At 66.9% G+C, this 12,243-nt stretch carries 11 protein-coding genes; 6 read left to right on the forward strand and 5 right to left on the reverse strand.

Annotated elements, in window-relative coordinates:
* On the reverse strand, nt 1–231 hold a 231-nt coding region (locus tag B551_RS15225; protein WP_043440024.1), incomplete at its 3' end, for a LysR family transcriptional regulator.
* 161 nt (nt 232–392) lie between these two features.
* Here B551_RS15225 and ilvD (B551_RS15230) point away from each other — a divergent pair.
* Together ilvD (B551_RS15230) and ilvD (B551_RS15235) are read left to right on the forward strand one after the other, a co-directional pair.
* On the forward strand, nt 393–2,066 hold the full coding sequence (gene ilvD, locus B551_RS15230; protein ID WP_006578834.1) for a dihydroxy-acid dehydratase: 1,674 nt from the start codon (nt 393–395) through the stop codon (nt 2,064–2,066).
* A 155-nt stretch (nt 2,067–2,221) separates the two neighbouring features.
* A complete protein-coding gene (ilvD, locus tag B551_RS15235) occupies nt 2,222–4,081 on the forward strand; it encodes a dihydroxy-acid dehydratase (protein WP_023264452.1) in 1,860 nt (619 codons plus the stop codon).
* A 79-nt stretch (nt 4,082–4,160) separates the two neighbouring features.
* Here ilvD (B551_RS15235) and B551_RS15240 read toward each other — a convergent pair whose 3' ends face one another.
* Nucleotides 4,161–4,742: a TetR/AcrR family transcriptional regulator gene (locus B551_RS15240; RefSeq protein WP_216599700.1), complete on the reverse strand. Its 582-nt coding sequence runs from the start codon at nt 4,740–4,742 to the stop codon at nt 4,161–4,163.
* Between the two features lie 122 nt (nt 4,743–4,864).
* Here B551_RS15240 and B551_RS15245 point away from each other — a divergent pair, with 122 nt between their 5' ends.
* Nucleotides 4,865–5,290 carry a VOC family protein gene (locus B551_RS15245; RefSeq protein WP_043440026.1) on the forward strand — a complete coding sequence of 142 codons (426 nt, stop codon included), beginning with the start codon at nt 4,865–4,867 and terminating at the stop codon, nt 5,288–5,290.
* 90 nt (nt 5,291–5,380) lie between these two features.
* Nucleotides 5,381–6,289, forward strand: coding sequence for an arginase (gene rocF / locus B551_RS15250; RefSeq protein WP_043440029.1), 909 nt, complete (start codon nt 5,381–5,383; stop codon nt 6,287–6,289).
* Between the two features lie 58 nt (nt 6,290–6,347).
* Here rocF and B551_RS15255 read toward each other — a convergent pair whose 3' ends face one another.
* The 3 genes from B551_RS15255 to B551_RS15265 form a co-directional block, all read right to left on the reverse strand.
* Nucleotides 6,348–7,595 carry an Rpn family recombination-promoting nuclease/putative transposase gene (locus tag B551_RS15255; protein ID WP_157071996.1) on the reverse strand — a complete coding sequence of 416 codons (1,248 nt, stop codon included), beginning with the start codon at nt 7,593–7,595 and terminating at the stop codon, nt 6,348–6,350.
* 174 nt (nt 7,596–7,769) lie between these two features.
* A complete protein-coding gene (locus B551_RS15260; protein ID WP_006576912.1) occupies nt 7,770–8,213 on the reverse strand; it encodes a DNA polymerase III subunit chi in 444 nt (147 codons plus the stop codon).
* Between the two features lie 10 nt (nt 8,214–8,223).
* On the reverse strand, nt 8,224–9,780 hold the full coding sequence (locus B551_RS15265) for a leucyl aminopeptidase (RefSeq protein ID WP_023264455.1): 1,557 nt from the start codon (nt 9,778–9,780) through the stop codon (nt 8,224–8,226).
* Between the two features lie 187 nt (nt 9,781–9,967).
* Here B551_RS15265 and lptF point away from each other — a divergent pair, with 187 nt between their 5' ends.
* Nucleotides 9,968–11,089 (forward strand): LPS export ABC transporter permease LptF, encoded by a 1,122-nt coding sequence (gene lptF, locus B551_RS15270; protein ID WP_006576914.1) that lies wholly within the window; start codon nt 9,968–9,970, stop codon nt 11,087–11,089.
* Nucleotides 11,086–12,240 (forward strand): LPS export ABC transporter permease LptG, encoded by a 1,155-nt coding sequence (gene lptG, locus B551_RS15275; RefSeq protein ID WP_006576915.1) that lies wholly within the window; start codon nt 11,086–11,088, stop codon nt 12,238–12,240. Before lptF ends, lptG begins: the two co-directional genes overlap by 4 nt.
* Nucleotides 12,241–12,243 lie beyond the last annotated feature (3 nt).

Consider the following 12,243-nt stretch of genomic DNA (forward strand, 5'->3'; position numbering starts at 1 on the left):
GCCCGCCGCGTCGGCCAGCACCCGCCGCACTTCGGGCAGCCACTGCTGCCCGGCCGGCGTCAGCGCGACCGAGCGGCGCGTCCGTACGAACAGCTGCACGCCGATCTCTTCCTCCAGCGCCTGGATCTGCTGCGACAGCGGCGGCTGCGTCATGGCCAGGCGCGCGGCGGCGCGGCCGAAGTGCAATTCCTCGGCAACGGTAACGAAATAGCGCAGCTGGCGCAGATCCACGCGGACTCCCGGCGCGGCGACGAGCCCCGCGCTTGATAGGTAAAACGACTCAATAAGGCACGAATAATATATTTGACACACAAAAAGGCAAGCGGCATGCTGTCGGCCACAACAAAGGCAGCGCCCGCGGGCGCGACGCATTCCATCCCCCGGAGATCCCCATGGCCTACAACCGACGCTCGCAGAACATCACGCAAGGCGTGGCGCGCTCGCCCAACCGCTCGATGTATTACGCGCTGGGCTATCAGAAGGAAGACTTCGACAAGCCGATGGTCGGCATCGCCAACGGCCACTCGACCATCACGCCCTGCAACGCCGGCCTGCAGCGCCTGGCCGACGCCGCGGTCGACGCGATCAAGGCCTCCGGGGCCAACCCGCAGATCTTCGGCACGCCAACGATCTCCGACGGCATGTCGATGGGCACCGAGGGCATGAAGTACTCGCTGATCTCGCGCGAGGTCATCGCCGACTGCATCGAGACCGCGGCGCAGGGCCAGTGGATGGACGGCGTGGTCGTCATCGGCGGCTGCGACAAGAACATGCCCGGCGGCATGATCGCGCTGGCGCGCACCAATGTGCCGGGCATCTACGTCTACGGCGGCACCATCAAGCCGGGCAACTGGAAGGGCAAGGACCTGACCATCGTGTCCTCGTTCGAGGCCGTCGGCGAGTTCACCGCGGGCCGGATGAGCCAGGAGGACTTCGAGGGCGTCGAGAGGAACGCCTGCCCGTCGACCGGCTCGTGCGGCGGCATGTATACGGCCAACACGATGAGCTCGTCGTTCGAGGCGCTCGGCATGTCGCTGCTGTATTCGTCGACGATGGCCAACCCGGATCAGGAGAAGGTCGACAGCGCCGCGGAATCGGCGCGCGTGCTGGTCGAGGCGATCAAGCAGGACATCAAGCCGCGCGACATCATCACGCGCCAGTCGATCGAGAACGCGGTCAGCCTGATCATGGCGACCGGCGGCTCGACCAACGCGGTGCTGCACTACCTGGCGATCGCGCATGCGGCCGAGGTCGAATGGACCATCGACGATTTCGAGCGGATCCGCCGCAAGGTGCCGGTGATCTGCAATCTGAAGCCGTCGGGCCAGTATGTCGCCACCGACCTGCATCGCGCCGGCGGCATTCCGCAGGTGATGAAGATCCTGCTGAACGCCGGCCTGCTGCACGGCGACTGCCTGACGATCACCGGCCGCACGCTGGCCGAGGAACTGGAGCACGTGCCCGACCAGCCGCGCGCCGACCAGGACGTGATCCTGCCGATCGACAAGGCCCTGTACAAGGAAGGCCATCTGGCCATCCTGAAGGGCAATCTCGCCGAGGAAGGCGCGGTGGCCAAGATCACCGGCCTGAAGAACCCGGTGATTACCGGCCCGGCGCGCGTGTTCGACGACGAGCAGAGCGCGATGGATGCCATCCTGGCCGACAGGATCCAGGCGGGAGACGTGCTGGTGCTGCGCTACCTGGGCCCGAAGGGCGGCCCCGGCATGCCGGAGATGCTGGCGCCGACCTCCGCCATCATCGGCAAGGGGCTCGGCGAATCGGTCGGCTTCATCACCGACGGCCGCTTCTCGGGCGGTACCTGGGGCATGGTGGTCGGCCACGTCGCACCGGAAGCGTTTGTCGGCGGCACCATCGCGCTGGTCCAGGAAGGCGACTCGATCACGATCGATGCGCACCGGCTGCTGCTGCAGCTGAACGTCAGCGACGACGAACTGGCGCGCCGCCGCGCCGCCTGGAAGCAGCCGGCGCCGCGCTATACGCGCGGCGTGCTGGCCAAGTTTTCCAGGCTGGCATCGACGGCCAGCAAGGGGGCCGTCACCGACTGAACCCGGGCGGCGGGCGGTGGCAAGCACCGCCTGGCCCGCCTGATCGGCCCGACCGGTCCGATTCCATCCGATCCGAAGCCTGCGCGCCCGCGGGCTTCTTTTTTGCGGCTAGCGCCGCGGCGTTTTCACGCCATTTCATTACCGCAGCCATCACGATGCCCACATACCGTTCCAAGACCTCCACCGCCGGCCGCAACATGGCAGGCGCGCGCTCGCTGTGGCGCGCGACCGGCATGAAAGACGAGGACTTCTCCAAGCCGATCATCGCGGTGGTCAATTCGTTCACCCAATTCGTGCCCGGGCACGTGCACCTGAAGGACCTGGGCCAGCTGGTCGCGCGCGAGATCGAGGCCGCGGGCGGCGTCGCCAAGGAATTCAACACCATCGCGGTCGATGACGGCATCGCGATGGGCCACGACGGCATGCTGTACTCGCTGCCCAGCCGCGACATCATCGCCGACTCGGTCGAGTACATGGTCAACGCGCACTGCGCGGACGCGATGGTCTGCATCTCGAACTGCGACAAGATCACCCCCGGCATGCTGATGGCCGCGATGCGGTTGAACATCCCGGTGATCTTCGTCTCGGGCGGTCCGATGGAAGCCGGCAAGACGCGCCTGGCCAACCCGGTCACCAAAGCGATCGAATTGAAGAAACTGGACCTGGTCGATGCGATGGTGATCGCGGCCGACCCGTCCTACTCCGACGCCGACGTGGCCGAGGTCGAACGCTCGGCCTGCCCGACCTGCGGCTCCTGCTCGGGCATGTTCACCGCCAACTCGATGAACTGCCTGACCGAGGCGCTGGGCCTGTCGCTGCCGGGCAATGGCACGGTGGTGGCGACCCATGCCGACCGCGAGCAGCTGTTCAAGCGTGCCGGCCGCCGCATCGTGGAACTGGCCCGCCAGTACTACGAGCAGGACGACGCGCGCGTGCTGCCGCGCTCGGTCGGCTTCAAGGCCTTCGAAAACGCGATGACGCTGGACATCGCGATGGGCGGCTCGACCAACACCATCCTGCATCTGCTGGCGATCGCACGGGAAGCGGAGATCGACTTCACGATGGCCGACATCGACCGTCTGTCGCGGGTCGTGCCGCAGCTGTGCAAGGTCGCGCCCAACACCAACAAGTACCACATCGAGGATGTGCACCGCGCCGGCGGCATCATGGCCATCCTGGGCGAACTCGAGCGCGCCGGCAAGCTGCATACCGACGTGCCGACCGTGCATGCGCCGACGCTGAAGGACGCGCTCGAGCAATGGGATATCGTCCGCACCCGCGACGAGGCGGTCCGCAACTTCTATCTGGCAGGACCGGCCGGCATTCCGACCCAGGTGGCATTCAGCCAGAACACGCGCTGGCCGAGCCTGGATCTGGACCGGGCCGAGGGCTGCATCCGCTCGTACGAGCATGCGTTCTCGAAGGAAGGCGGGCTGGCGGTGCTGACCGGCAATATCGCGGTCGACGGCTGCGTGGTCAAGACCGCCGGCGTCGACGAGAGCATCCTGGTATTCGAAGGCACGGCCCACGTCACCGAATCGCAGGACGAGGCGGTCGAGAACATCCTGAACGACAAGGTCAAGGCCGGCGACGTGGTCATCGTCCGCTATGAAGGCCCGAAAGGCGGGCCTGGCATGCAGGAGATGCTGTATCCGACCAGCTACATCAAGTCCAAGGGCCTGGGCAAGGCCTGCGCGCTGCTGACCGACGGCCGCTTCTCGGGCGGCACCTCGGGCCTGTCGATCGGCCACTGCTCGCCGGAGGCGGCGGCCGGCGGCGCGATCGGACTGGTGCGCGACGGCGATCGGATCCGCATCGACATCCCGAATCGCAGGATCGACGTGCTGCTGTCGGACGAGGAACTGGCACGCCGCCGCGAGGAGCAGGACGCCAAGGGCTGGAAGCCGGCCAAGCCGCGTCCCCGCAAGGTCTCCGCGGCCCTGAAGGCTTACGCCAAGCTGGTGATGTCGGCCGACAAGGGCGCGGTGCGCGACCTGTCGCTGCTGGACGACTGAGCCGGAGCTGACGCGCCGCAAGGCCGCCCTACGGGGCGGCTTTTTTTTGATTCATCGAGGATCGGCGCAGCGGCAGGCTTCAGCCGCCGGATACCGTCCGCTCGATCAGCCTGACCATCGCCGCGCGGATGGCGGCCGGGTCGTCCCCGGCGTCGATCGCCAGCGCGGCACGGTCGAAGGCCGCCGACAGCAGCGTGGCCAGCGCGTCCACCGTCAGCGGCGGCGCGATGCGCGGGCCCAGCGCCGCCGCCAGACCCTCGCGCAACGTGCGGCCGGCGTGGGCCTGATCCAGGGCCAGGCTCTCGCCGGCCCCCAGCACCGCCGGACCATCGAGCAGCAACAGCCGCGTGCGTCCGGCCACGGACATCGCATCGAGATAGGCCTCGCTGCCGGCGATCAGCGCCTTGCGGGGCGAGCGCGTGGCCGGCGCGGCGCGCTCGATCTCGTCGGCCACCGCCCTCGCCTCCTCTTCCAGCACCGCGCGAAACAGCGCGCGCTTGTCGTCGAAGTGGTGATACAGCGCGCCGCGGGTGATGCCGGCCGCGGCGACGATCTCCGGGGTCGAGGTATCGGCATATCCCTTGTCGATGAACAGCGCGCGCGCGGCGGCCAGCAAGGCGCCCCGCGTCGCCTCGGTGCGTTCACGATTGGTCCGTGGCATTGTTCTTTGCATACATGCAGCCTGTATGTTATAACGACAGAAAAGATACAGACTGCATGTTAATCCAATCCGGCCGCAACCCCACAATTTGCCGACGCGGCCACACCGAAATGGAGTCCGTCATGAAGATCACCAGCTTCTACCCCGTCATCCAGACCGCCGATGTGGCCGCCACCGCCGCCTTCTACCAGACGCATTTCGGTTTCAAGGCGTTGTTCTCCAGCGACTGGTACTGGCATCTGCAGTCGGCCGACGATGCCGGCGTCAACCTGGCGGTGCTTGACTACCGGCACGAGACCATCCCGGCGGGCAGCCGCGCGCCGGTGGCCGGGACGATCCTGAACTTCGAGGTCGAGGACGTCGACACGTTGTACGTCCAGCTCCAGCAGGCCGGCCTGCCGATCCGGCTGGCGCTTCGGGATGAGCCCTTCGGCCAACGGCATTTCATCACCGCCGACCCCAACGGCGTGCTGATCGACATCATCAAGCCGATTCCGCCCTCCCCCGAGTTCGCGGCCCAATACGACCCGCAGGCGATGCCGGGCTGATTCCGCCGGCGGGCGGTATCATGGCCCGGTGATCGGCGGCCGCGAGCAATGCGCGGCCCCCGGCGGCCTTCGAAACCGCAAGGAGGGATCATGACGACAGTGATGTTGATTGGCGCGCCTACCGATGTCGGCGCCAGCACGCGGGGCGCGTCGATGGGACCGGAGGCGATGCGCGTCGCCGATATCGCCGGCGCGCTGCTGCGCAATGGGCTCGACGTCGTCGATGGCGGCAACCTGTCCGGCCCGGCCAATCCCTGGCATCAACCGATCGATGGCATGCGGCATCTCGACGAAGTGGTCGCGTGGAACCGCGGCGTGTTCGATGCCTGCTACGGCTGCCTGCAGGACGGGCGCTTCCCGCTGCTGCTCGGCGGCGACCATTGCCTGGCGATCGGCTCGATCAGCGCGGCCGCACGCCATTGCCGCGACACCGGCAAGAAGCTGCTGGTGCTTTGGCTGGACGCGCACGCCGACGCCAATACCGGTTCGACCAGTCCCACCGGCAACATCCACGGTATGCCCGTCGCATGCCTGTGCGGCGATGGTCCCGCGCCATTGATTTCGCTCAGCGGCACGGTGCCGGCCGTCAAGCCCGAGCATATCCGGCAAGTTGGCATCCGCAGCGTCGACGCCGAGGAGAAACGGCGGCTGCGGGAGCTGAACCTGGCCGTCTTCGACATGCGCTATATCGACGAAAACGGCATGCGGCATACGATGCAGAACGCGCTCGCCGGCATCGACGACAACACCCACGTGCACGTCAGCTTCGACGTGGACTTCCTCGACTGCAGCATCGCGCCGGGCGTCGGCACGACGGTGATGGGTGGACCCACCTATCGCGAGACGCAACTGTGCATGGAAATGATTGCGGACACCGGCCGACTGGGATCGCTCGACGTGCTCGAGCTGAATCCGGCGTGCGACGTCCGCAATCAGACCGCCAGGGTGATGGTCGATTTCCTCGAAAGCCTGTTCGGCAAATCTACGCTGATTCGCTAGCGAAGGGCCGGCGTACAAAATGGACCGCGGCCCATGCCCACGCCGGGCGGCTCGCAGGCTAGCAGAGGAAAACCTCATCGAGGCGCTGCGCGTATAGCACGCGACGGGTCCAATCCTCGATCTGTTCCACCGGGGCGGAAAGCACCTTGGCGGTGATGTCCTCGGCCAAGGGACCGAAGCGATGGTCGAGCAGCGTGATCAATAGCTCGGCTTTCACTTTGGCCTTGACCTTCCGCGTGATATCGCGCTCCAAGCGGCGCGCCCACTTTCCATAGCCTGCCGACAATTCCATATCCAGCTCCATCAGGTTGCGAACTTCGTTGAGATCCAGCGCGGCGGCGCTGAAGTTGGCGGCTCGCGCCGCGACCCATGCGGTCAGCGCCGTGTCGAGCGCGGCATTGCCTTGCGCCAGTTCCCTGGCCAGCCGCAACGGCGCGAACACGGCTTCGACCGTCCTTGCCTGTTCGAGCCGCATCAGCACGGCGACGAGATTGCGCTGCGTCGCCAGTTCCGAATCGGTATAGGTCGTACGGTCGATCAGGCAGTACTGCAGCCTCGGCTGGTGCGCGCCGACGCGCCCTGGTACCGGCGGAATCATCTCCGCGATGTCCGTCGGCTTCCGCCATCGCGCGGTACCGTTGTAGAACACGATCGGAAACACCAGCGGATATTGGTGCCATTGCTTGCCGCGGCATCGCCGGCTGACATCGCGATAGAACATGCCGACGTAGGCCAGCATGCGTGCGGCCATGTGCGGATCGTGACTGCTCTGGAATTCGATCAGCAAATGGACCGGCTGCTGCTGTCCGGGCACGCGCAGCCGCCAGACCACATCGTTGATGCCCACCCGCAGGCCGTCCGACACGTGGTGGGTCGGCACCATTTCCATGGAGTCGAAGTCGGCTGTCTGCAGCCACGGATCCGAGATGAAGTCGCGGATCAGGTCGCGGACGACCTCGCGGAAAGCGAACAGCAGCTTGTAAGAGGCGTCGTGATGATGGGCCGGCGGACGCAGCGTGTCGCCATTCGGCTCGTCGCCTGGCTCGCATACGTCGAGGCAAGTGGGCCCGGGCAAGCGCCACGGCAGATTGCGATCGAGGCCGTCATACGTGGACGGAATGCGGGAATGGCCGGTGGGATGGCGCAGGGGACCGTACAGTGGATAGCGGCCGGCATGCCCGGCATGGCGGTCGACGGGACGGTCGGCGGAATTTCGGCCTGAGTGGCGCGGCGCACGCGGCCGCGGCTGGCGAGCGGAGTAGTCGAGCATTTGGCAAGAGGACCTGAGAGGCTGAAGGAGGAACAACGGGACACGGCGAGAGCCGATGTCGTAAGTTGCCAGCCTATTGGCTACGGTGCTTGCCTGAAATGCCGCGAAGTTAACTGGCGGTGTCGACTATAGGAAGCGATTGATCAGGGCGATCGGAGGAGGTCGTTGGAGCGACGCGAGTTGGCCGCGGACGCGGCGCCCGCGGCGACGCTACGCGCCGGCGTCGCCGCCCTGCTGGCGTTGGCCGATGTCGTGGTGCGCCAGCGGATAGCCCCGCTCGCGATATTGGCGATAGCGCTCGCGGCCTGCCGCGCGATCGTCGGCGTCGCCGCCGACCACTTCGATCATCCGTTCGAAGCTGGCGAACTGCAGCGGGATCTTCGTATCCAGGTTGATCAGCAGTTCGTGGTGCGGCACCGCGTCGAGCGCGGCCGCCAGCACGATCGGCGTTTCCGCCGCGTGCGGGCTGTCGAGCCCGCAGTGCGGCAGGAAGTCCAGCGCCGAGAAGGTCCACAGCTGCGCATCGAGCCGCGCCAGCACCGCCGGCTCGGCATGCACGACGATCTTCTGCCCGGCCCCGTAGGCCTTGCGGATCAGCCGGCAGACATAGCCGAGCTTGTCCGGCACGTTGCTGTGGAAGTCGATGCGCGTCATGGGTCGGGGATCAGCCGGCGCGGTCCATCAGGAATTGCGTCAGCAGCGGCACCGGGCGGCCGGTGGCGCCCTTCGCCGCGCCGCTCTTCCATGCGGTGCCCGCGATATCGAGGTGGGCCCAGTCGTACTTGTCGGCAAAGCGCGCCAGGAAGCAGGCCGCGGTCACGCTGCCGGCCGGACGCCCGCCGATGTTCGCCATGTCGGCGAAGTTGGACTTGAGCTGGTCCTGATACTCGTCGTCCAGCGGCATCCGCCAGGCGCCGTCCATCGCCTTGCGGCCGGCCTGCACCAGCTGGTCGGCCAGCGCGTCGCTGCGCGCGTACAGGCCGCTGTTGACGTGACCGAGCGCGATGATGCAGGCGCCGGTCAGCGTGGCGACATCGATCACCGCAGCCGGCTTGAAGCGCTCGACATAGGTCAGCGCGTCGCACAGGATCAGCCGGCCCTCGGCATCGGTGTTCAGGATCTCGATGGTCTGGCCGGACATGCTGGTCACCACATCGCCCGGCTTGGTGGCGGTGCCGCTCGGCATGTTCTCGCAGGTCGGCACCACGGCGATGACGTTGAGCTTCAGGCCCATCTCGGCCACGGCCTGCAGCGTGCCGAGCACCGAGGCGGCGCCGCACATGTCGTACTTCATCTCGTCCATGCCCTCGCCCGGCTTCAGCGAGATGCCGCCGGTATCGAAGGTGATGCCCTTGCCCACCAGCACCACCGGCGCCTGGCGCGCGCCGCCGCCGTCGTAGCGCAGCACGATGAACTGCGGCGGCTCGGCCGTGCCCTTGGTGACCGCGAGGAACGCGCCCATCTTCAGCGCCTCGATCTGCTTGCGGCCCAGCACCTCGACCTTCAGCTTGAAGCGGCGTGCGATCGAACGCGCGGTGTCGGCCAGATAGGTCGGCGTGCAGATATTGGAAGGCAGGTTGCCCAGGTCCTTCGTCAGCTCCATGCCGTTGGCGATCGCCACGCCGCGCACCACGGCCTGGTTGGCGGCCTTGGCTTCGGCCGCATCGACCGCCAGCACGACCTTGCGCAGGCCGAGGGCCTTGTCGTTGTTCTTGGCGCCGTTGCGCTTGAGCTCGGGATGGCGCTCCAGCAGCCGGTAGCCGGCCTCGCGGATCAGCGTGACGGTGGTGATCACGCGCCAGCCGATATCGCGGGTCGCGCCCTCGGCGCCGGGCCCTGCCGCGCGCGGAGCCGGCTGGGCGAGGCACCACAGCACGTTGGCCGCACGCGTGCCGCTCAACGCACGCAATGCGGTCCGCACCGCATCGGCGAAGGCCTTGTCACCGAACTCCGCCTCCTTGCCCAGGCCGACCAGCAGCACGCGGGCGGCGCCGATGCCGGCGACCTCGTGCAGCACCAGTTGCGAATTGCGCTTGCCCTCGAAGTCGCCGAGCTTGATCAATCTAGCCACCAGGCCCTTGGTCGCGGCGTCCAGCGCCTTGGCGACGCCGTCCAGGCTCTGGCCCTCGAACACGCCGACCACCAGGCAATCGGTCTTGGTCGCCAGGAAACCATTCTGGCCCGCTTTGCTCAAATCAAGGGCTTTTGTGCTAAATTCCATCGCGCTTCCTTCCAGGGGCTCGTTTAGAACGAAAGCCTCCATTATCCGCGATTTTGCTTCGCGAACTTTTGGCAGTCACTTCCGCAGCGACTGGCCGCCGCTGGCCTGCAGCGCTGACGCCGTACCCTTCGTCAGCCGCCGGCGTGCGCCGCCGCCGCGCTGGCCGGCAGCCCGGAACCGACATCGCATGATTTTTCAACAAGCCTTGCGACGCGAGCTCGCCTACACCGCCGGCGCGGTGTTCCTGGTCATGCTGACCTTCATGCTGACCTCGCTCGTGATCCGTATTCTCGGCATGGCCGCCACCGGCCGCGCCAGCCCCAACGACGTGCTGATGCTGATCGGCCTGGCCGCGCTCGGCTACCTGGCGATCCTGCTGTGCGCGACGTTGTTCATCTCCACGCTGATCGTGCTGACGCGCTGGTACAAGGACTCCGAGATGGTGGTCTGGTTCTCGGCCGGCCTGTCGCTGCGCGACTTCATCAAACCCGTGCTGCAGTTCGCCGCGCCCTTCGTGCTGCTGGCGCTGTTCCTCGGCGCCTTCGCCTGGCCCTGGGCCAACCAGCAGAGCGCGCTGTTCCGGGACCGCTTCCAGCAGCGCGGCGTGCTGTCGATGATCGCGGCGGGCCGCTTCATCGAACCGGCCAACGGCAACTACGTGCTGTTCATCGAGAGCATCGACGGCGATATGCGCCATGCGCGCAACGTCTTCGTCGCCAACGCCGAGGCCGGCAAGGTCGGCGTCGCGCTGGCCCATCAGGGCCAGTTCGAGACCATGCCGAATGGCGACCGGCTGGTGGTGATGGAGGACGGCCGCCGCTATGCCGGCACCCCGGGCAAGCTGGACTACCGCATCGTCGAGTTCGACCGCTATGCGGTCAAGGTCGACAGCAAGCCGCCCGAGAGCGACGCCAACCTGCCGGTCAAGAGCCGCGACACGATCGAACTGCTGCGCAACCCGACCAACGAGAACCTGGGCGAGCTGATCTGGCGGCTGTCGCTGCCGATCCTCGCCTTCAACTTCGTGCTGATCGCGATCCCGCTGGCCTATGTGAACCCGCGTCTGGGCCGCTATACGCCGCTGGTGTTCGCCGTGCTGATCTACCTGACCTACAGCAACCTGATCAACCTGTCGCAGGCCTGGGTCCGTTCCGGCTCGCTGCCGTTCGGGCTCGCCTGGTGGCCGTTCCACCTGCTGGCCTTCCTCGGCGCGGTGATGCTGTTCCGCTATCGCCAGCGCTACAGCCTCGGCGGCTGGCGCGCGGTGTTCGGGCTGCGCCGCCGCACCCCGCGGGGAGACCTGGCATGAGGGTGCTGCACGTCTACGAGCGCTACTTCGGCCGGCTGATCTACGGCGTCTTCGCGTTCATCCTGTTCGCGGTGCTGGCGCTGTTCGTGTTCTTCGACATGCTCAACGAGCTGGAGAACGTGACCGCGGGCTACACCTCGCTGGTCGCCTTCTTCCACGTCGTGCTGCAGGCGCCGACGCGGATCTACGAGGTGCTGCCGATCGCGGCGCTGATCAGCGCGATCTATGTGTTCTCGCAGCTGGCCAGCCAGTCCGAATACACGATCTTCCGCGTGGCGGGCCTCAACACGCGGCAGGCGCTGTTCTCGCTGTTCAAGCTGGCGATTCCACTGGCGATCGCGACGTTCCTGTTCGGCGAGTTCATCGGCCCGAAGACCGAGCAGTACGCGCAGAAGGTCAAGCTCGATTCGCTGGGCGCGACGGTTTCGTCGGGCTTCCGCTCGGGCGTCTGGGTCAAGGACCGCGGCAAGGATCCGGCCACCGGGGGCGAGCTGACCCGCTTCGTCAACGTGGCGGGCCTGAAGCCCGACCAGACCATCAACGGCGTGACGATCTACGAATTCGACGCCGACTACCGCCTCAGCGTGATCCGCGTCGCCGAGGAAGGGCGCTACCACGGCGACCAGTCGTGGCAGCTGTCGAAGGTTACCGAGACGCGCTTTGCCGAAGCGCCGCCGCCGGCCGGCGCGCAGCGCGACGGCCTGGCCCCGGCGTTCCGCGCCGAGCGCAAGAGCTTTCCCGACATGACGATGCATTCGGAACTGACCCCGCAGATCCTGTCGGTGCTGCTGGTCACGCCGGAGCGCATGTCGACGCTGGACCTGTTCCGCTATATCCGCCACCTGCGCGACAACAAGCAGGACACCCAGCGCTACGAGATCGCGTTCTGGAAGAAGGTGGTCTATCCGCTGACGCTGTTCGTGATGATGGCGCTGGCGCTGCCATTCGCCTATCTGCACGCGCGCGCCGGCGCGGTCGGCATCAAGGTGTTCGGCGGCATCATGCTGGGGCTGTCGTTCCACCTGTCCAACACGCTGTTCTCGCACGTGGGCCTGCTGCATACCTGGCCGCCGATCGTGTCGGCGCTGCTGCCGGGCACGCTGTACCTGCTGGTCGCGCTGACGGCACTGCGCTGGGTCGACCGGCACTGAGCG

Origin of the sequence: Cupriavidus sp. HPC(L) (assembly GCF_000307735.3) — a bacterium.
Classification (GTDB): domain Bacteria; phylum Pseudomonadota; class Gammaproteobacteria; order Burkholderiales; family Burkholderiaceae; genus Cupriavidus.